Source organism: Enterobacter cloacae complex sp. IR5384, assembly GCF_049237265.1.
Taxonomy (GTDB): Bacteria; Pseudomonadota; Gammaproteobacteria; order Enterobacterales; family Enterobacteriaceae; genus Enterobacter; species Enterobacter cloacae.
Genome location: NZ_JBMKHJ010000004.1, coordinates 51,894 through 71,954, shown reverse-complemented (window position 1 = coordinate 71,954; position 20,061 = coordinate 51,894). Strand labels below are relative to the sequence as shown.

The 20,061-nt window shown below is 55.4% G+C and carries 16 protein-coding genes; 13 read left to right on the top strand and 3 right to left on the bottom strand.

Annotation, left to right across the window (positions count from 1 at the left end):
- Positions 1-210 precede the first annotated feature (210 nt).
- From fruB to fruA, 3 genes are read left to right on the top strand one after another with little or no spacing between them, the layout of a single operon-like run.
- Entirely contained in the window at positions 211-1,341 is a 1,131-nt protein-coding gene (gene fruB / locus ACOTX3_RS05220; protein ID WP_020690121.1) for a fused PTS fructose transporter subunit IIA/HPr protein, read from the top strand.
- Entirely contained in the window at positions 1,341-2,279 is a 939-nt protein-coding gene (gene fruK / locus ACOTX3_RS05215; RefSeq protein ID WP_014170919.1) for a 1-phosphofructokinase, read from the top strand. Before fruB ends, fruK begins: the two co-directional genes overlap by 1 nt.
- 16 nt (positions 2,280-2,295) lie before the next feature.
- Positions 2,296-3,981: a PTS fructose transporter subunit IIBC gene (fruA, locus tag ACOTX3_RS05210; protein ID WP_058678821.1), complete on the top strand. Its 1,686-nt coding sequence runs from the start codon at positions 2,296-2,298 to the stop codon at positions 3,979-3,981.
- A gap of 73 nt (positions 3,982-4,054) precedes the next feature.
- Here the strand turns inward: fruA and nfo are convergent, their stop codons facing one another.
- Both nfo and ACOTX3_RS05200 read right to left on the bottom strand, forming a co-directional pair.
- On the bottom strand, positions 4,055-4,912 hold the full coding sequence (nfo, locus tag ACOTX3_RS05205; RefSeq protein ID WP_013097964.1) for a deoxyribonuclease IV: 858 nt from the start codon (positions 4,910-4,912) through the stop codon (positions 4,055-4,057).
- Between the two features lie 64 nt (positions 4,913-4,976).
- A complete protein-coding gene (locus ACOTX3_RS05200; RefSeq protein WP_058678820.1) occupies positions 4,977-6,023 on the bottom strand; it encodes a YeiH family protein in 1,047 nt (348 codons plus the stop codon).
- A gap of 97 nt (positions 6,024-6,120) precedes the next feature.
- Between ACOTX3_RS05200 and yieE the strand changes: the two genes are divergently transcribed.
- From yieE to cirA, 3 genes are all read left to right on the top strand, one after another.
- Complete coding sequence (yieE, locus tag ACOTX3_RS05195) at positions 6,121-6,987, top strand: DNA-binding transcriptional regulator YeiE (RefSeq protein WP_029883079.1); 867 nt, start codon at positions 6,121-6,123, stop codon at positions 6,985-6,987.
- Between the two features lie 158 nt (positions 6,988-7,145).
- On the top strand, positions 7,146-8,615 hold the full coding sequence (locus tag ACOTX3_RS05190; protein WP_013097961.1) for an amino acid permease: 1,470 nt from the start codon (positions 7,146-7,148) through the stop codon (positions 8,613-8,615).
- A gap of 226 nt (positions 8,616-8,841) precedes the next feature.
- Positions 8,842-10,812: a catecholate siderophore receptor CirA gene (cirA, locus tag ACOTX3_RS05185; RefSeq protein WP_127869167.1), complete on the top strand. Its 1,971-nt coding sequence runs from the start codon at positions 8,842-8,844 to the stop codon at positions 10,810-10,812.
- A gap of 52 nt (positions 10,813-10,864) precedes the next feature.
- Here cirA and fghA read toward each other — a convergent pair whose 3' ends face one another.
- Positions 10,865-11,701, bottom strand: a complete 837-nt coding sequence (fghA, locus tag ACOTX3_RS05180; protein WP_058678818.1) for an S-formylglutathione hydrolase — start codon at positions 11,699-11,701, stop codon at positions 10,865-10,867.
- A 138-nt stretch (positions 11,702-11,839) separates the two neighbouring features.
- Between fghA and ACOTX3_RS05175 the strand changes: the two genes are divergently transcribed.
- The 7 genes from ACOTX3_RS05175 (at position 11,840) to mglC (ending at position 20,034) form a co-directional block, all read left to right on the top strand.
- Positions 11,840-12,988, top strand: a complete 1,149-nt coding sequence (locus tag ACOTX3_RS05175) for a YbfB/YjiJ family MFS transporter (protein WP_029883076.1) — start codon at positions 11,840-11,842, stop codon at positions 12,986-12,988.
- Positions 12,989-13,090: 102 nt separating this feature from the next.
- Entirely contained in the window at positions 13,091-13,759 is a 669-nt protein-coding gene (gene folE / locus ACOTX3_RS05170) for a GTP cyclohydrolase I FolE (protein WP_013097957.1), read from the top strand.
- An 18-nt stretch (positions 13,760-13,777) separates the two neighbouring features.
- Positions 13,778-14,935, top strand: a complete 1,158-nt coding sequence (yeiB, locus tag ACOTX3_RS05165) for a DUF418 domain-containing protein YeiB (RefSeq protein WP_020690129.1) — start codon at positions 13,778-13,780, stop codon at positions 14,933-14,935.
- A gap of 155 nt (positions 14,936-15,090) precedes the next feature.
- A complete protein-coding gene (gene galS, locus ACOTX3_RS05160) occupies positions 15,091-16,113 on the top strand; it encodes an HTH-type transcriptional regulator GalS (protein ID WP_058678816.1) in 1,023 nt (340 codons plus the stop codon).
- A gap of 295 nt (positions 16,114-16,408) precedes the next feature.
- Complete coding sequence (mglB, locus tag ACOTX3_RS05155) at positions 16,409-17,407, top strand: galactose/glucose ABC transporter substrate-binding protein MglB (protein WP_014832691.1); 999 nt, start codon at positions 16,409-16,411, stop codon at positions 17,405-17,407.
- Positions 17,408-17,487: 80 nt separating this feature from the next.
- Complete coding sequence (gene mglA / locus ACOTX3_RS05150) at positions 17,488-19,008, top strand: galactose/methyl galactoside ABC transporter ATP-binding protein MglA (RefSeq protein ID WP_029883073.1); 1,521 nt, start codon at positions 17,488-17,490, stop codon at positions 19,006-19,008.
- A gap of 15 nt (positions 19,009-19,023) precedes the next feature.
- Entirely contained in the window at positions 19,024-20,034 is a 1,011-nt protein-coding gene (gene mglC, locus ACOTX3_RS05145; RefSeq protein WP_013097952.1) for a galactose/methyl galactoside ABC transporter permease MglC, read from the top strand.
- Positions 20,035-20,061 lie beyond the last annotated feature (27 nt).

Sequence of the window (20,061 nt, the reverse complement as noted above, 5' to 3'; positions counted from 1 at the left end):
AACGTCAGCAAAATTCAGCTGAACGAGGAAGAAATGTGCTGCATCTCTAAATTCTGCAATCAGAAATGTAACTTTCCTTGCAACGTCTTGCAGAAAGCGCAAGACTTTTTGAAACGTTTCAGCGCTATCTTGTTTTAACAAACGGAGCAGGCTAGCGCATTTTTTCTCAGTGAAGCTGAAACGATTCACTTTCAGCAGGAGAGGAGAACCATGTTCCAGTTATCTGTACAGGATATCCACCCGGGCGCTCAGGCCGGGAACAAAGAAGAGGCCATTCGCCAGGTTGCCGCTGCCCTTGTGCAGGCCGGCAATGTGGCTGAAGGCTACGTCAACGGCATGCTGGCGCGTGAGCAGCAGACCTCGACCTTCCTCGGCAATGGCATCGCCATTCCGCACGGCACCACAGACACCCGCGATCAGGTGCTGAAAACCGGCGTTAAGGTTTATCAGTTCCCGCAGGGCGTTGTGTGGGGCGAGGGGCAGGTGGCTTACGTGGCCATCGGTATCGCGGCCAGCAGCGACGAGCACTTAGGTTTGCTGCGTCAGCTGACGCATGTGCTGAGCGATGACGCCGTGGCCGAGCAGTTGAAATCTGCCACCACCGCTGAAGAGCTGCGCGCTCTGCTGATGGGCGAAAAACAGAGCGAAGCGCTGAAACTGGATAACGACACGCTGACGCTGGACGTTGCCGCGACCGATCTGGTGACGCTGCAGGCCCTGAATGCCGGACGCCTGAAAGAAGCCGGGGCAGCAGACGCTACCTTTGTCACGCGCGTCATTAACGATAAGCCTCTCAATCTGGGCCAGGGTATCTGGCTGAACGACAGTGCTGAAGGCAACCTGCGGAGCGCTATCGCGGTGAGCCGTGCCGCAAACGCCTTTGACGTAGACGGTGAAAGCGCTGCACTGCTGGTGACCGTTGCCATGACCGATGACCAGCCGGTTGCCGTGCTGAAGCGTCTGGGCGATCTGCTGCTGAACAACAAAGCTGAAAAACTGCTGAACGCGGATGCCGCCACCGTGCTGGCTCTGCTGACCAGTGATGATGCGCTGACGGATGACGTGCTGAGCGCAGAGTTCGTTGTGCGTAACGAGCACGGCCTGCATGCCCGTCCGGGCACCATGCTGGTGAATACCATTAAACAATTCGAAAGTGAGATCACCGTGGCTAACCTGGATGGCACGGGCAAAGCGGCCAATGGTCGTAGTCTGATGAAAGTTGTCGCGCTGGGCGTGAAAAAGGGTCACCGTCTGCGTTTCACCGCGCAGGGTGCGGATGCTGAACAGGCGCTGAAAGCGATTGGCGATGCCATCGCGGCGGGTCTGGGGGAGGGCGCATAATGAGCAGACGTGTTGCGACTATTACGCTAAACCCGGCTTATGACCTGGTGGGGTTTTGCCCGGAGATTGAGCGCGGCGAAGTAAACCTCGTGCGTACCACTGGCCTGCATGCTGCGGGCAAAGGGATTAACGTCGCGAAAGTGCTCAAGGATCTCGGTATCGATGTCACCGTGGGGGGATTCCTCGGTAAAGATAACCAGGATGGTTTCCAGCAGCTTTTCAGCGAGCTGGGCATTGCTAACCGTTTCCAGGTCGTTCAGGGCCGTACCCGTATCAACGTCAAACTGACGGAGAAAGACGGGGAAGTAACCGATCTGAATTTCTCTGGCTTTGAAGTGACGCCGTCTGACTGGGAGCGTTTTGTTAACGATTCTCTGACCTGGCTGGGCCAGTTCGACATGGTGTGCGTCAGCGGCAGTCTGCCATCTGGCGTAAGCCCGGAAGCCTTCACCGACTGGATGACGCGCCTGCGCAGCCAGTGCCCGTGCATCATTTTTGACAGCAGCCGTGATGCGCTGGTCGCCGGCCTGAAAGCGTCCCCGTGGCTGGTGAAGCCTAATCGTCGTGAACTTGAGATCTGGGCTGGCCGGAAGCTGCCAGAATTAAAAGATGTGATTGACGCTGCCCATGCGCTGCGCGAGCAGGGTATCGCTCACGTGGTGATTTCGCTTGGTGCAGAAGGGGCGTTGTGGGTTAACGCGTCTGGCGAATGGATCGCCAAACCGCCGTCGGTTGACGTTGTCAGCACCGTTGGCGCCGGGGATTCGATGGTTGGCGGTCTGATCTATGGCCTGCTGATGCGCGAATCCAGTGAACATACTTTACGTCTTGCCACCGCCGTTGCAGCCCTGGCCGTGAGTCAGAGCAATGTCGGCATTACCGATCGTACCCAGTTAGCCGCGATGATGGCGCGCGTTGACTTAAAACCTTTTAACTAACAGCAGGAGAGGAATAATGAAAACGCTGCTGATTATTGACTCCGGTCTCGGACAGGCTCGCGCCTATATGGCGAAGACCCTGCTGGGAGCGGCGGCGAACAAAGCACATCTGGAAATGACCGATAACCCGGGCGACGCTGAAATGGCGATTGTGCTGGGTGATAAGGTCCCGGCTGACAGCGCGCTGAACGGCAAAAAAGTGTGGCTGGGCGATATTAATCGCGCGGTGGCACATCCGGAACTGTTCCTGAGCGAAGCGAAAGGCCACGCGTCTGTCTACAGCGCACCGGCTGCGGCAGCACCGGTTGCTGCCACGGGCCCGAAACGCATTGTGGCGGTAACAGCTTGTCCGACGGGCGTCGCGCATACCTTTATGGCGGCTGAAGCGATTGAAACCGAAGCGAAAAAACGCGGCTGGTGGGTAAAAGTTGAAACCCGTGGCTCGGTGGGGGCGGGCAATGCCATCACCCCGGAAGAAGTGGCGGAAGCCGATCTGGTGATCGTTGCGGCGGATATCGAAGTGGATCTGGCGAAATTCGCGGGTAAACCGATGTACCGCACCTCTACCGGCCTGGCGCTGAAAAAGACCGCGCAGGAGTTTGATAAAGCGCTGGTGGAAGCCCAGCCTTATCAGGCAACCGGTGCGGCTAAACCGGCTACCGAAGGGAAAAAAGAATCTGCGGGCGCCTATCGTCACCTGCTGACCGGTGTGTCTTATATGCTGCCGATGGTAGTGGCGGGCGGTCTGTGTATCGCACTGTCATTCGCGTTTGGTATCACCGCATTTAAAGAAGAAGGAACGCTGGCTGCGGCGTTAATGCAGATTGGTGGCGGCTCCGCGTTCGCGCTGATGGTGCCGGTGCTGGCAGGCTTTATCGCCTTCTCCATCGCTGACCGTCCGGGTCTGACGCCGGGTCTTATCGGCGGTATGCTGGCCGTGAGCACCGGTTCCGGCTTTATTGGCGGTATCATTGCCGGTTTCCTGGCGGGTTACGTCGCGAAGCTTATCAGCTCGAAGCTGAAGCTGCCGCAAAGTATGGAAGCCCTGAAACCGATTCTGATCATTCCGCTGATTTCCAGCCTGGTGGTCGGTCTGGCGATGATTTACCTGATTGGTAAGCCGGTGGCGGGTATCCTGGCGGGTCTGACCCACTGGCTGCAAACCATGGGCACGGCAAACGCGGTGCTGTTGGGTGCTATCCTCGGTGGCATGATGTGTACCGACATGGGTGGTCCGGTAAACAAAGCGGCCTATGCATTCGGTGTTGGCCTGCTGAGTACCCAGACCTACGCGCCAATGGCAGCCATTATGGCAGCCGGTATGGTGCCACCGCTGGCGCTCGGCCTGGCAACGATTATTGCGCGTCGTAAATTCGACAAAGCGCAGCAGGAAGGCGGCAAAGCAGCGCTGGTACTGGGCCTGTGCTTTATCACCGAAGGGGCGATTCCGTTCGCTGCCCGTGACCCAATGCGTGTTCTGCCTTGCTGTATCGTTGGCGGCGCGGTGACCGGGGCTATCTCAATGGCGATTGGCGCGAAGCTGATGGCACCGCACGGTGGTCTGTTCGTTCTGCTGATCCCAGGTGCTATCACCCCGGTACTGGGTTACTTGCTGGCGATTGTTGCGGGTACGCTGGTGGCGGGGCTCTCTTACGCGGTGCTGAAACGCCCTGAAGCGGAAGCGGTGGCAAAAGCAGCCTAAAAGTGGTGTCGGGTGGCGGTTTCGCCTTACCCGACCTATAAAAAAGCCGGACGCTTAACGCGATCCGGCTTTTTTATGCCGCCTGTTCAGCAGTCTGCTGTGCCTTCAGCCAGGCGATCTCTTCCGCCCAGATATCCGGATTGATGGTTTCCAGCACCATGGGGATACCATCGAAACGGGCGTCCTGCATGATAAAGCGGAACGCATCATGGCCAATATTACCTTCACCCAGGCTGTGGTGACGGTCTACGCGGCTGCCAAAGGCGCTTTTGGCATCGTTTAAGTGCATTCCACGCAGATACTTAAAGCCCACCACGCGTTCGAACTCATCGAAGGTGTTTTTCGTGGCCTCGGTTGTACGCAGATCGTAACCGGCTGCAAACGCGTGACAGGTATCGATACATACACCCACGCGGGATTTATCTTCCACGCCGTCGATGATGGCAGCCAGATGTTCAAACTTAAAGCCGAGGTTGCTGCCCTGACCGGCGGTATTCTCGATCACTGCGGTAACCCCCTGGGTTTTATCCAGCGTAATGTTAATGGACTCCGCAATGCGTGCCAGGCAGGCCTCTTCGTCTATCTGCATCAGATGGCTACCCGGATGGAAATTCAGCAGCGTCAGCCCAAGCTGCTCGCAGCGCTGGACTTCATCCAGAAACGCTTCGCGGGACTTCTCCAGCGCTTCCTGAACCGGATGGCCGAGGTTGATCAGATAGCTGTCGTGGGGAAGGATTTGACCCGGCCCATAGTGGTACTTCTCACAGGCGGCTTTGAAATCATCTATGACGTCAGCGGTAAGCGGCGCGGCGCGCCACTGGCGCTGGTTTTTGGTGAACAGGGCGAAAGCGGTCGCCTCAATTTCGGCGGCGCGAATGGCGGCATTCGCAAGGCCACCGGCAGCGCTGACGTGCGCTCCAACGTATTTCATAAAGGGACTCCTGTTAACCCGAAATGCGTATCATAACGGGTTAACAGGAGAAGGATGTAGTGGTTTATGCCATCAGGCTGTGAACCACGAGGTTAATCGCACCGCCACCCACAATCAGCCAGATGAAGAGCACCAGCGCCATCAGCAGCGGTTTCGCACCGGCTTTTTTCAGCGCGCTGACGTGCGTGGTCACCCCCAGCGCCGCCATCGCCATCGCCAGCAGCACGGTATCCAGCGTCACCAGCATATCGACCACCGCTTTTGGCAGCAGGTGGAAGGAGTTGAAAATCGCCACCACGATAAACAGGATCGCAAACCACGGTATGGTGATTTTACTCTTCTGATTACCACCCGCGGGCGCAAGCTGTTTCACGCGGGCAGCCAGGATAATCAGGAAGGGTGCCAGCATCATGACGCGCAGCATTTTAGCAATCACCGCAGCGTTTTCTGCTTCCGGGTTAATTGCATGACCCGCCGCCACGACCTGCGCCACTTCATGCATGGTTGAGCCAATGTAGATGCCATAGGTTTCCGGGCTAAACCAGTGGGCAACCAGCGGATACATGGTCGGGTAGAGGAAAATAGCCAGCGTACCGAAGATCACCACGGTCGCGACCGCCACCGTAACTTTGCTGGATTCCGCCTTGACCACAGGTTCGGTTGCCAGTACCGCCGCCGCACCGCAAATACTGCTCCCGGCACCGATCAGCCAGCTGGTCTGTTTATCCAGGCCAAAGATTTTCTGCCCGATAAAGCAGGCCAGTAAAAAGGTGCTGGTCAGGGTCAGGACGTCAATGGCGATACCGCTAATGCCAACATCCGCAATCTGTGAAAAGGTGAGGCGAAAGCCGTAAAGAATGATCCCGAGGCGCAGCAGATGCTGCTTGGCAAAAATAACGCCGCCATCACAGGACTTCCAGATGTGCGGATAAACGGTGTTACCCACGACCATGCCGAGCAGGATCGCCAGCGTTAAGGCGCTAAAACCGGCACCGGCGACGGCGGGAATGCTGCCGCCCCATAATGCCACACCAGTGACGACCGCGCTGAGCGCAAGACCCGGCACGAAGTGCCACAATGTACGATGATGCTGTAAGGTGATTTCTGACATAACCTTCTCCTTTGTCTGGCTAAAGGTTACGGCGCGCTGGTTTAAAAATAAAATTGATTATATACTTATAATCAATCTATATAAGTGGTAAGCAACCATGCACATTACTTTGCGTCAGCTGGAAGTTTTTGCCGAAGTGCTGAAAAGCGGGTCGACGACCCAGGCCTCGCAGATGCTTTCGCTTTCCCAGTCTGCGGTCAGCGCCGCGTTAACCGATCTTGAGGGCCAGTTGGGCGTGCAGCTCTTCGACAGGGTAGGGAAGCGGCTGGTGGTCAACGAACATGGCCGCCTGCTTTATCCCCGTGCGCTGGCGCTGCTGGAACAGGCAACGGAAATTGAACAACTCTTCCGGGAAGAGAACGGTGCCATCCGCGTGTATGCCAGCAGCACCATCGGGAACTATATCTTGCCGGAAGTGATTGCCCGCTATCGCCGGGATTTTCCGACCCTGCCGCTGGAGATGAGCGTGGGGAACAGTCAGGATGTGATTAATGCGGTAATCGATTTTCGCGTGGATATCGGTCTTATCGAAGGGCCGTGCCATAACGTCGATATCATTGCGGAACCCTGGCTGGAAGATGAACTGGTGGTCTTCGCTTCACCCGCCTCGTCGTTATTGCAGGGTGAAGTAACCCTGGAACGTCTGGCGCAGGCGCAGTGGATCCTGCGTGAGCAGGGCTCCGGCACGCGGGAAATTGTTGATTATCTGCTGCTCTCCCATTTGCCGCATTTCCAGCTGGGGATGGAGCTGGGCAACTCAGAGGCAATCAAGCATGCGGTGCGACATGGCCTTGGGATCAGCTGCCTTTCACGACGGGTCATTATTGAACAGCTTGAGGCCGGAACGCTGGTTGAAGTTCCGCTTCCGCTGCCCAAACTGGTGCGCACGTTGTGGTGTATTCACCATCGTCAGAAACATCTTTCCAGCTCGCTGCAGCGTTTTCTGCGCTATTGCGCCATGTAAAAGCGCCCCTCACCCCAATGGGGAGAGGGAAAAATTATGCTTTACTTATAATCCTGGCCGAGTCATGAAGCTCTCTTATAACTCAGTATTTCTGCCGGAAGGAACGCGGATCGTCTGCTACAATCGCGCCTCATTTATTAGATGGACAGCATTTTCACATGGTTTCAGAAACTAAAACCACAGAAGCGCCCGCGCTACGCCGCGAACTCAAGGCGCGTCACCTGACGATGATCGCCATCGGCGGCTCAATCGGTACAGGTCTTTTCGTTGCCTCCGGGGCAACCATTTCGGCAGCTGGCCCGGGTGGGGCACTTTTCTCTTATATCCTGATTGGCCTGATGGTCTACTTCCTGATGACCAGCCTGGGCGAACTGGCCGCGTACATGCCGGTATCCGGTTCGTTTTCGACCTACGGTCAGAAATACGTTGAAGAAGGCTTCGGCTTCGCGCTGGGCTGGAACTACTGGTACAACTGGGCGGTCACCATCGCCGTTGACCTTGTCGCCGCACAGCTGGTTATGACCTGGTGGTTCCCGGACACGCCAGGCTGGATCTGGAGTGCGCTGTTCCTCGCGGTCATCTTCCTGCTGAACTACATCTCCGTTCGCGGCTTTGGCGAAGCGGAATACTGGTTCTCTTTGATCAAAGTGGCAACCGTCATCATCTTTATCGTCGTCGGTGTGGCGATGATCGTTGGTATTTTCAAAGGGGCGGAACCGGCCGGGTGGAGCAACTGGACGATTGGCGATGCGCCGTTTGCCGGTGGTTTCTCGGCGATGATTGGCGTGGCGATGATTGTTGGCTTCTCCTTCCAGGGCACCGAGCTGATTGGTATTGCTGCCGGTGAGTCTGAAAACCCGGAGAAGAACATTCCGCGCGCGGTGCGTCAGGTATTCTGGCGTATTCTGCTGTTCTATGTTTTCGCGATCCTGATTATCAGCCTGATTATCCCGTACACCGACCCAAGCCTGCTGCGAAACGATGTCAAAGACATCAGCGTCAGCCCGTTCACGCTGGTCTTCCAGCATGCCGGTCTGCTCTCTGCGGCGGCGGTGATGAACGCCGTTATCCTGACAGCGGTGCTGTCTGCGGGTAACTCCGGTATGTACGCCTCAACCCGTATGCTCTATACCCTGGCCTGTGACGGTAAAGCGCCGCGTATTTTCGCAAAACTGTCTCGTGGCGGTGTGCCGCGTAACGCACTGTATGCCACAACGGTCATTGCTGGTCTGTGCTTCCTGACCTCCATGTTCGGTAACCAGACGGTCTACCTGTGGCTGCTCAACACCTCTGGTATGACGGGCTTTATTGCCTGGCTGGGGATTGCCATCAGTCACTACCGCTTCCGTCGCGGCTATGTGATGCAGGGACACGATCTGAACAACCTGCCGTACCGTTCCGGGTTCTTCCCGCTGGGGCCGATTTTCGCCTTCATTCTGTGTCTGATTATCACCCTTGGCCAGAACTATGAAGCGTTCCTGGCGGACACCATTGACTGGGGCGCCGTAACGGCCACCTACATTGGTATTCCGCTGTTCCTGGTGATCTGGTTTGGTTACAAGCTGATGAAAGGAACGCACTTCGTTCGCTACAGTGAAATGGAATTCCCTGAACGATTTAACAAATAAACCGCACTTCCTCTCTTTTAGCCCGCTCATTTTAGCGGGCTTTTTTATCTCCACATTATGCAGAACGGATATAATTTTTAACAATTTAATTGATAATAATAATCGTTTGCTTTATCGTTACGTCAAAATAAGCAGACCACCGACCCGCCGGAGATGCGGGCGGAGCAAAAGGCATTGTGGGCAATAATCTTTTGATTTAGTTGTATTTACCTCATGGAGATATGGAATGTTTAGGTTGAATCCCTTCGTCAGGGGAGGACTTTGTGCGTCCGCAATGTCCCTGGCACTGCCTGTCATCGCTGCGGAATCCAGCGACACACTGGTTGTCACGGCGTCAGCGACTGAGCAAAACCTGAAGGACGCACCGGCGAGCATCAGCGTCATCACTCAGGAAGACCTGCAGCGTAAACCCGTTCAGAACCTGAAAGATGTGTTGCAGGACGTACCGGGCGTGCAGCTCACTAATGAAGGGGACAACCGTAAAGGGGTAAGTATTCGCGGTCTGGACAGCAGCTATACGCTGATCCTGATCGACGGTAAGCGTGTTAACTCCCGCAACGCCGTCTTCCGCCATAACGATTTCGATCTGAACTGGGTTCCGGTCGATGCGATCGAGCGGATCGAAGTGGTGCGCGGGCCAATGTCCTCGCTCTACGGCTCAGATGCGCTGGGCGGCGTGGTGAACATCATCACCAAGAAAATCGGTCAGAAGTGGACGGGCACCCTGAGCGCCGACTCCACCATTCAGGAACACCGCGATCGCGGGGACACCAACAACGGCCAGTTCTACACCAGCGGCCCGCTGGTGGACGGCGTGCTGGGGCTGAAGGCCTACGGCAGCGTGTCTAAGCGTGAAAAAGACAAGCAGCAAGAATCATCTACCACAACGAGCGGTGAAACGCCGCGCATTGAGGGCTTCACCAGCCGCGATGCCAACGTGGAATTCGCCTGGACGCCGACGGAAGATCATGACTTTACCGCAGGCTATGGTTTCGACCGCCAGGATCGTGATTCCGATTCCCTCGATAAAAATCGCCTTGAGCGCCAGAACTACTCTCTGAGCCACAACGGCCGATGGGGGACAGGCAACAGCGAACTGAAAGTTTACGGCGAGAAGGTGGACAACAAAAACCCGGGTAACAGCCATACCATCACTTCCGAGAGCAACGCCGTTGATGGTAAATACGTGCTGCCGCTGGGTGAAATCAATCAGCTGCTGACCTTCGGCGGCGAATGGCGTCACGACAAGCTGAAAGATCCGGTAAACCTGACCGGCGGCTCCGGCAGCGCGACCTCTACCAGCCAGTATGCTCTCTTCCTTGAAGATGAATGGCGGATATTTGAACCGCTGGCGCTGACTACCGGCATCCGTATGGACGACCACGACACCTACGGCGATCACTGGAGTCCGCGAGCGTATCTGGTCTATAACGCGACCGATACCGTCACGGTGAAAGGGGGCTGGGCAACCGCGTTTAAAGCGCCATCCCTGCTGCAACTGAGTCCGGACTGGATCACCGGATCGTGTCGCGGTGCCTGCGAGATTGTCGGTAACCCGAACCTGAAACCGGAAACCAGCGAAAGCTTTGAACTCGGGCTGTACTACAGCGGGGAAGAGGGATGGTTAGAGGGCGTGCAGGCCAGCATTTCCACCTTCCAGAACAATGTTGATGACCGTATCAGCATCAGCCGTACGGCGAACGTTAACCAGGCTAAGAGCTACCCGAACTACGTGGGGCTGAATGCTGACGGTGAACCGATCTTCCGCTATTACAACGTCAACAAGGCGCGTATTCGTGGCGTGGAAACCGAGCTGAAGATCCCGGTGGCTGAGGACTGGAAGCTGACGCTGAACTATACCTACAACGACGGGCGTGATATCAGCAACGGCGGCAACAAACCGCTGTCCGAACTGCCGTTCCATACCGCCAACGGTACCGTGGACTGGAAGGCGACGCAGGACTGGTCGTTCTACGTCCAGGGCCACTACACCGGCGAGAAACGTGCGTTAACCAGCGCAGACGCAACGCCGGGCGGCTATGTCATCTGGAATACCGGCGCGGCATGGCAGGCAACGAAAAGCGTGAAGCTGCGCGCGGGCGTGCAGAACCTGCTGGATAAAGATCTGAGCCGCGACGATTACAGCTACACGGAAGATGGCCGCCGCTACTTTGTGGGTGTGGATTATAAGTTCTGATGTGGTTTTCATGCCCGGTGGCGCTTCGCTTACCGGGCAAAAAAGACCGCACTTACCCGAACAAATGCTCCGCATGGAAGCGGAGGTGATCCTCAATAAAGGATGCAATGAAATAGTAGCTGTGGTCATATCCGGGCTGAATACGCAGCGTCAGCGGCCAGTCTTTCTGACGTGCGGCTTCAGCCAGCACGGCGGGCTGTAGCTGTCCGGCCAGGAACTGATCCGCATCACCTTGATCGACAAGCGTCGGGATCGCATTTCCAGGCTGGCTCGCCAGCATCAGGGCACAGCTGTCCCACTCCTGCCAGCGTTGTGCGTCATCGCCCAGATAGTTCGTAAAGGCTTTCTGCCCCCACGGTACCTGGCTCGGGTTCACTATCGGCGCAAACGCGGAAACGCTGGTGTATCTGCCAGGATTTTTTAGCGCCATGATCAACGCGCCGTGCCCACCCATGGAATGCCCGCTGATGGCACACCGGTTGCTTACTGCAAACTCACGCTGAATCAGGGCTGGCAGCTCGTCGGCAATGTAGTCGTACATGCGGTAATGGCTCGCCCACGGCTGCTCGGTGGCGTTCAGATAGAACCCGGCCCCTTTGCCCAGATCATATCCGGCATCGTCCGCCACCTCATCGCCACGCGGGCTGGTGTCTGGCATCACCAGGGCGATACCCAGCTCGGCCGCCACACGCTGCGCACCCGCTTTGGTGGTGAAATTCTCATCGTTACAGGTTAATCCCGAGAGCCAGAACAGAACCGGGGGCTTAACACCCTCTTCAGTGGGCGGCAGGAAAATGCTGAACGTCATGGCACAGTTCAGGACAGTGGAGTCGTGGCGCCAGCGCTGCTGTCGACCTTCAAAACAACGATGCTCTTCGAGCAGTTCCATGCAGGGCTCCTTAATGCGAATTGCTATTCATTCAACCCATAATACAGAGTTTTCATTTACCTGTGAGCAACTTTCACTTTCGCAAGACAGCGAGATCCTGCATCATAAATTTACTTTTTATTAACAACTGGAGCGGTCATGGCGCTGCGAATTGCGCTCAGTGGATTTGTGGTTCTGGTGGTAGCGATGGGAATTGGGCGCTTCGCGTTTACCCCTCAGGTGCCGCTGATGATTGCCGCCGGGCAACTCACGCTCACCAGCGCAGGTCTGGTGGCGGCGATGAACTATCTGGGCTATCTGGTGGGCGCATGGGATGCGATGCGCGCCCATCGCTTCGTTGAAACCCGCCTTTGGCTGGGTATTACTGGCGCTGTGGCGCTGACGCTGCTTTCCGCCGCAGCGGATAACGCGCTGGTACATGGTCTGCTGCGCTTTGTGATTGGCTGCATGAGCGGCTGGTCGATGGTGCTCATTGCCGCCTGGACCAACGAGCGGCTGGGGCAACTGGGTAAACCGGGTTTGAGCGCGGCCGTGTTTGCCGGGCCGGGCGCAGGTATCGCCCTGAGCGGACTGCTTGCGGTCTATATTCACGCAAAAGCGTTGTCGGCCGGGGCCGCATGGCAGATTTACGGCGTGCTGGCGCTGGTGCTTATCGCACTGGTTGCCCGCTATTTACCGCGTGCCGGGCAACTGCACCGGCCGGGCAGCGCGCCTGAACCCCTTATTCTGACGAAAGATCTGAAGTGCCTGGTCTGGAGCTACAGCCTGGCCGGATTTGGCTACATCCTGCCTGCAACATTTTTATCGCAAATGGCGGCCGTGCGTTTTCCCGGCAGCCTGTTTGCACAGTTTGTCTGGCCGATATTTGGCGCTGCCGCTGTTGTGGGCATCGTGCTCAGCATCGTTTTGCGCCACACCTCTACCTCGAACCGCAGGCTGGCTATCGTGCTGTGGTTACAGGGGGCGGGTGTGCTGGCGGCGTGGCTACTGCCGGGAATTGGCGGCTTGCTGACGGGCGGCCTGCTGGTCGGCGGCGGATTCCTGTGTGCCGTTCAGCTCTCTTTACTCTACGGGCGCGAGCTGGCACCCGAACATACCCGCTATATGGCGGGGCTGCTGACTACCGGTTATGCCATTGGACAGCTGGTGGGGCCGATGACCTCGGCGTTATCCACCTGGCTTACCCACAAGCTTGAGCCTGCGCTGGGGCTGGCGGGCGTTGCGCTGTTCATTGCGGGCGCGCTGGTGTGGAACCGTCAGGCCGAAAGGCAGCAGCAATTGCAATAATTATCGTCGTGAATACTGGATTATGTGCGCGGCCTCACGCACAATGAGCGCACACTTTTGCCACAACGAGGGCAAAAGACGCCACACCTGCAGGAGAAAAGAATGTCATCACTCAGTAAAGAAGCGGCCCTTGTCCACGAAGCCCTGGTTGCGCGCGGTCTTGAAACGCCACTGCGTCCACCCGTTCAGGAAGTGGATAATGAAACCCGTAAGCGTCTGATTGCCGGGCACATGACCGAGATCATGCAACTGCTGAATCTCGATCTGAGCGACGACAGTCTGATGGAAACGCCGCATCGCATCGCAAAAATGTATGTCGACGAAATTTTCTCCGGCCTGGACTACGCCAACTTCCCGAAAATCACCGTCATTGAAAACAAAATGAAGGTGGATGAGATGGTGACGGTGCGCGATATTACGCTGACCAGCACCTGCGAGCACCACTTCGTGACCATCGACGGTAAAGCGACCGTGGCTTACATTCCAAAAGATACGGTGATTGGTCTGTCCAAAATCAACCGTATCGTGCAGTTCTTTGCCCAACGCCCACAGGTGCAGGAGCGTCTGACGCAGCAGATCCTGACCGCGCTGCAAACGCTGCTGGGCACCAATAACGTCGCGGTCTCTATTGACGCGGTTCACTACTGCGTGAAGGCGCGCGGTGTACGTGATGCCACCAGTGCGACCACCACCACGTCGCTGGGCGGTCTGTTTAAATCCAGCCAGAACACCCGCCAGGAGTTCCTGCGCGCCGTGCGTCACCACAACTAATCAGACAGGGCAGGGACCATGGAGCGAAACGTCACGCTCGATTTTGTTCGCGGCGTCGCCATTCTCGGTATCCTGCTGCTTAATATCAGCGCCTTCGGTCTGCCGAAGGCCGCTTATCTTAACCCCGCCTGGTATGGCGAGATCACCCGTCGCGATGCCTGGACGTGGGCAATCCTCGATCTCTTTGCTCAGGTGAAATTCCTCACCCTCTTTGCGCTGCTGTTTGGCGCCGGTCTGCAACTGCTGCTCAAACGCGGCACCCGCTGGATCCAGTCACGTCTGACCCTGCTGGTGCTCCTTGGCTTTATTCACGGCCTGTTCTTCTGGGACGGTGATATTCTTCTCGCCTATGGATTAGTCGGGCTAATTTGCTGGCGACTCATCCGTGATGCGCATAGCGTCAAAAGCCTGTTTAACACCGGCGTGATGCTCTATGTCATGGGGCTTGGGGTGCTGCTGTTGCTGGGTATGATCGCCGGCGACGCAACAAGCCGCTCATGGATACCGGACGCCGCCAACCTGCAGTATGAGCAGTTCTGGAAGCTAAAAGGCGGCGCGGAAGCGATAAGCAATCGCGCGGATATGCTGGGCGATAACCTGCTGGCGCTGGGGGCGCAATACGGCTGGCAGCTGGCGGGGATGATGCTGATGGGCGCATCCCTGATGCGCACCGGCTGGCTGAAAGGGGAATTTAGCCTGCGCCACTATCGTCGCACCGGAGTCTTGCTGGTGCTGCTGGGCGTGGCGATCAATCTCCCGGCAGTGATTGCGCAGTGGCATCTTCACTGGGATTACCGCTGGTGCGCTTTCCTGCTGCAGGTTCCGCGCGAGCTCGGTGCCCCGTTCCAGACCATCGGCTACGCCGCGCTCATCTATGGCTACTGGCCGCAGCTCTCCCGCCTCTGGATTGTCAGTGCCGTTGCCTGCGTTGGCCGCATGGCGTTAAGCAATTACATTTTGCAGACCCTCATCTGTACCACGCTGTTCTATCGATTTGGCCTGTTTATGAAATTCGACCGCCTTACGCTGGTGGCGTTTGTTCTTCCGGTCTGGACGATAAACCTGGCGTTTTCGGTTATCTGGCTGCGGTATTTCCGCCAGGGGCCGCTGGAGTGGGCGTGGCGTCAGTTAACCGCAAAAGCGTCAGGTGTTTCATTGAATAATACATCCAGATAACGATCTGGATCACAATCATTAACAAAATGGATGTAACCGTTTTCATCTGTGTGAGCTTCTTCACGTAGTCCCCTTTCTCTCGCTGCCAAAATAGCCACCTTGCTAAACACAGGGGGTGTCTGTGAGTTGCTGCAATCCTTTTAAGGATGGTGAATATGATCACCATTCGTGACGTCGCCCGTCAGGCGGGCGTTTCTGTGGCCACCGTCTCTCGCGTGCTGAATAACAGCGCGCTGGTCAGCCCTGAAACCCGTGAAACCGTAATGAAAGCCGTGACCCAACTGGGTTACCGCCCCAATGCTAACGCGCAGGCGCTGGCTACGCAGGTCAGTGACACCATTGGCGTGGTAGTGATGGACGTGTCGGATGCGTTTTTTGGCGCGCTGGTGAAAGCGGTGGATGTTGTCGCCCAGCAGCACCAAAAGTATGTGCTGATCGGCAACAGCTATCATGAAGCAGAAAAAGAGCGCTATGCCATCGAAGTGCTGATCCGCCAGCGTTGTAACGCGCTGATTGTGCATTCAAAAGCCCTGAGTGATGAGGAGCTTGCCGGATTTATGGAGCAAATCCCCGGCATGGTGCTCATCAACCGGATTGTGCCCGGCTATGCCCACCGTTGCGTGGGGCTGGATAACGTGAGCGGCGCCATGATGGCCACGCGCATGCTGATTAATAACGGGCACCAGCGAATCGGTTATCTGGCCTCCAGCCACGCGATTGAGGACGACGAACTGCGTCGCGAAGGCTGGCAAAACGCCCTGAAAGAGCACGGCATTGCGCCTGCTGAAAGCTGGGTAGCCACCGGTACCCCGGACATGCAGGGAGGGGAGGCGGCGATGGTCGAGCTGCTGGGCCGTAACCTGCAGCTCTCCGCGGTGTTTGCCTACAACGACAGCATGGCTGCCGGAGCACTGACGGCGTTAAAAGATAACGGCATTGCGGTGCCACAGCATTTGTCGTTGATCGGTTTTGACGATATTCCCATTGCCCGTTACACCGACCCGCAGCTGACAACGGTACGCTATCCCATTGTCTCGATGGCCAAACTGGCGACTGAGCTGGCGTTACAGGGCGCGGCAGGGCTGCTTGATACGGGAGCAACACACTGTTTCATGCCGACATTAGTGCGCCGCCATTCGGTCTCTGCCCGGCAAATTGTGGTTCCGATCACTAACTGATAAAGCCAGCTGATGTAACCGTTTTCAATCTGTGAGTAAATTCACAGTATCTTAACAAGGCGCTGACTATGATGTCAGCGTTTTAGGGGCTGAAACGCTATGTAACAGTGATTATTCACTTTCACTATAGCCAACGTGCCGCAAACAACGAATAAAACGCATTTCTGGAGCGTTACCGAACACGGAAGATAGAAATTTTATAAGTGAACTTCGGCTGTCAGTAACGTTTTATTAACACCTGCCCGCCGATCGTTATTCACAAGAACTACCCTGCATAAAAAAAACCGGAGATACCATGAATAAGAAGGTGTTGACTCTGTCTGCTGTAATGGCAAGCATGCTTTTTGGTGCAGCAGCGCACGCTGCGGATACCCGTATTGGTGTGACTATCTATAAATACGACGACAACTTCATGTCTGTTGTGCGTAAAGCGATCGAGAAAGATGCTAAAGCAGCGCCAGATGTTCAGCTGCTGATGAATGACTCCCAGAACGACCAGTCCAAACAGAACGATCAGATTGACGTCCTGCTGGCAAAAGGTGTGAAGGCACTGGCAATCAACCTGGTTGACCCGGCTGCTGCAGGCACAGTTATCGAGAAAGCGCGCGGCCAGAACGTGCCAATCGTCTTCTTCAACAAAGAACCTTCCCGTAAAGCGCTGGACAGCTATGACAAAGCGTATTACGTCGGTACTGACTCCAAAGAGTCCGGTATTATTCAGGGCGATCTGATCGCGAAACACTGGGCGGCCAACCCGAACTGGGATCTGAACAAAGACGGCCAGATCCAGTTTGTGCTGCTGAAAGGCGAGCCAGGCCACCCGGATGCTGAAGCGCGTACCACTTACGTTGTCAAAGAGCTGAACGACAAAGGTCTGAAAACCCAGCAGCTGGCTTTAGATACCGCGATGTGGGATACCGCTCAGGCGAAAGATAAAATGGACGCGTGGCTGTCTGGTCCTAACGCGAACAAAATTGAAGTGGTCATCGCTAACAACGACGCGATGGCAATGGGTGCGGTAGAAGCCCTGAAAGCACACAACAAATCCTCTATCCCTGTGTTCGGCGTGGATGCGCTGCCAGAAGCGCTGGCACTGGTGAAATCAGGTGCGATGGCCGGTACCGTGCTGAACGATGCCAACAACCAGGCGAAAGCCACCTTCGATCTGGCGAAAAACCTGGCCGACGGTAAAGGTGCGGCTGATGGCACCAACTGGAAAATCGACAATAAAATCGTTCGCGTACCTTACGTGGGCGTAGACCAGTCCAACCTGGCTGAGTTTATCGGTAAATAAGATAGTTAGTTATGTCTCCACAGGGCGCAACATGTTGCGCCCTTTTATAACGCGATATGCGAGGCCAACAAGGTATAATTATGGTCAGCACAACTACTCCGTCGTCCGGTGAATTCTTGTTGGAAATGAACGGCATCAACAAGTCGTTTCCCGGTGTTAAGGCACTCGATAATGTTAATTTAAAAGTTCGGCCTCATTCAATTCATGCCTTAATGGGTGAGAACGGTGCCGGTAAATCAACATTATTAAAATGTCTTTTTGGGATCTATCAAAAAGATTCTGGCAGCATTCTTTTTCAGGGGAAAGAGATCGATTTCCATTCAGCGAAAGAAGCACTGGAAAACGGTATCTCTATGGTTCACCAGGAATTGAACCTGGTACTGCAACGCTCGGTAATGGATAATATGTGGTTGGGACGTTATCCAACCAAAGGTGTTTTTGTCGATCAGGACAAAATGTACCGTGACACCAAAGCCATTTTCGATGAGCTGGATATTGATATCGATCCGCGCGCCCGCGTGGGAACATTATCCGTCTCGCAAATGCAGATGATCGAAATTGCTAAAGCGTTCTCCTATGATGCCAAAATTGTCATCATGGATGAACCGACATCGTCATTAACGGAAAAAGAGGTTAACCACCTTTTTACCATTATTCGTAAGCTAAAAGATCGCGGCTGCGGCATTGTTTATATCTCCCATAAAATGGAAGAGATCTTCCAGCTGTGTGATGAGATAACCATCCTGCGCGACGGCCAGTGGATTGCCACTCAGCCTCTCGAAGGGCTGGACATGGACAAGATCATCGCCATGATGGTGGGCCGTTCCCTGAACCAGCGTTTCCCGGACAAAGAGAACAAGCCGGGTGAGGTGATCCTTGAGGTGCGTAATCTGACCTCGCTGCGTCAGCCCTCTATTCGCGACGTCTCCTTCGACCTGCACAAGGGCGAAATTCTGGGCATTGCAGGCCTGGTCGGGGCAAAACGTACCGATATCGTCGAAACCCTGTTTGGTATTCGCGAGAAAGCCGAAGGCACCATCACGCTGCACGGTAAGAAAATTAACAACCACAACGCCAACGAAGCCATTAATAATGGTTTTGCACTGGTGACGGAAGAGCGGCGTTCGACCGGTATTTATGCCTATCTGGATATTAACTTTAACTCGTTAATTTCTAATATCCGCAACTATAAAAACAAAGTGGGTCTGCTGGATAACTCCCGCATGAAGAGCGATACCCAGTGGGTTATTGACTCTATGCGCGTAAAAACGCCGGGGCATCGTACGCAAATTGGTTCGCTGTCGGGCGGTAACCAGCAAAAAGTCATTATCGGTCGTTGGTTATTAACGCAGCCAGAAATTCTGATGCTGGATGAACCAACCCGCGGTATTGACGTCGGCGCGAAGTTTGAAATTTATCAGCTGATCGCTGAGCTGGCGAAAAAGGATAAAGGGATCATTATTATCTCTTCCGAAATGCCGGAATTGTTAGGGATCACAGACCGTATTCTGGTTATGAGCAATGGTCTCGTTGCCGGTATTGTTGACACGAAAACGACAACGCAAAACGAAATTTTGCGTTTAGCGTCTTTGCACCTTTAAGATCAGGGGCTCCTCATGAGTGCGTTAAATAAAAAAAGTTTTCTCACTTATCTGAAAGAAGGCGGTATTTACGTTGTTCTTTTAGTATTGCTGGCCATTATCATTTTCCAGGACCCTACGTTCTTAAGTCTGCTGAACCTGAGTAACATTCTGACTCAGTCTTCCGTACGTATTATCATCGCGCTGGGCGTGGCGGGGCTCATCGTCACCCAGGGGACTGACCTTTCCGCAGGGCGCCAGGTCGGCCTGGCGGCGGTGATCGCGGCAACCCTGTTGCAGTCGATGGAAAACGCCAACAAGGTGTTCCCGGAAATGGCGACCATGCCCATTTTCGTGGTGATCCTGATTGTCTGCGCCATCGGTGCGGTGATTGGTCTGATCAACGGTATTATCATCGCTTACCTGAACGTGACGCCATTTATCACCACCCTGGGTACGATGATCATCGTTTACGGTATCAACTCCCTGTACTACGACTTCGTCGGTGCGTCCCCCATCTCGGGCTTCGACAGCGGCTTCTCGACCTTCACGCAAGGATTTATTGCGCTGGGCAGCTTCCGCCTGTCGTATATCACCTTCTACGCGTTGATTGCGGTGGCGTTCGTCTGGATCCTGTGGAACAAAACCCGCTTTGGTAAGAACATCTTCGCCATCGGGGGGAACCCGGAAGCAGCGAAAGTGTCCGGCGTTAACGTGGCCCTGAACCTGCTGATGATTTATGCCCTGTCCGGTGTGTTCTATGCCTTCGGCGGGATGCTGGAAGCGGGCCGTATCGGCTCTGCCACCAACAACCTCGGCTTTATGTACGAACTGGATGCGATTGCCGCCTGCGTGGTCGGTGGGGTCTCCTTCAGCGGCGGTGTGGGTACCGTGCTTGGCGTGGTCACCGGTGTGATCATCTTTACGGTCATCAACTATGGCCTGACCTACATCGGCGTGAACCCGTACTGGCAGTACATCATCAAGGGCGCCATTATCATCTTCGCGGTTGCGCTGGATTCACTGAAATACGCGCGTAAGAAATAATTATCAGGCGAATAAATAAAACCCGCT

Coding starts and splice junctions, on each gene's coding strand:
- ACOTX3_RS05190 (WP_013097961.1), top strand. CDS start 7,146: ATGGTTTCAGAAACTAAAACCACAGAAGCGCCCGCGCTACGCCGCGAA.
- yieE (WP_029883079.1), top strand. CDS start 6,121: ATGCACATTACTTTGCGTCAGCTGGAAGTTTTTGCCGAAGTGCTGAAA.
- fghA (WP_058678818.1), bottom strand. CDS start 11,701: ATGGAACTGCTCGAAGAGCATCGTTGTTTTGAAGGTCGACAGCAGCGC.
- yeiB (WP_020690129.1), top strand. CDS start 13,778: ATGGAGCGAAACGTCACGCTCGATTTTGTTCGCGGCGTCGCCATTCTC.
- ACOTX3_RS05200 (WP_058678820.1), bottom strand. CDS start 6,023: ATGTCAGAAATCACCTTACAGCATCATCGTACATTGTGGCACTTCGTG.
- ACOTX3_RS05175 (WP_029883076.1), top strand. CDS start 11,840: ATGGCGCTGCGAATTGCGCTCAGTGGATTTGTGGTTCTGGTGGTAGCG.
- cirA (WP_127869167.1), top strand. CDS start 8,842: ATGTTTAGGTTGAATCCCTTCGTCAGGGGAGGACTTTGTGCGTCCGCA.
- folE (WP_013097957.1), top strand. CDS start 13,091: ATGTCATCACTCAGTAAAGAAGCGGCCCTTGTCCACGAAGCCCTGGTT.
- mglC (WP_013097952.1), top strand. CDS start 19,024: ATGAGTGCGTTAAATAAAAAAAGTTTTCTCACTTATCTGAAAGAAGGC.
- mglB (WP_014832691.1), top strand. CDS start 16,409: ATGAATAAGAAGGTGTTGACTCTGTCTGCTGTAATGGCAAGCATGCTT.
- nfo (WP_013097964.1), bottom strand. CDS start 4,912: ATGAAATACGTTGGAGCGCACGTCAGCGCTGCCGGTGGCCTTGCGAAT.
- fruB (WP_020690121.1), top strand. CDS start 211: ATGTTCCAGTTATCTGTACAGGATATCCACCCGGGCGCTCAGGCCGGG.
- mglA (WP_029883073.1), top strand. CDS start 17,488: ATGGTCAGCACAACTACTCCGTCGTCCGGTGAATTCTTGTTGGAAATG.
- fruK (WP_014170919.1), top strand. CDS start 1,341: ATGAGCAGACGTGTTGCGACTATTACGCTAAACCCGGCTTATGACCTG.
- galS (WP_058678816.1), top strand. CDS start 15,091: ATGATCACCATTCGTGACGTCGCCCGTCAGGCGGGCGTTTCTGTGGCC.
- fruA (WP_058678821.1), top strand. CDS start 2,296: ATGAAAACGCTGCTGATTATTGACTCCGGTCTCGGACAGGCTCGCGCC.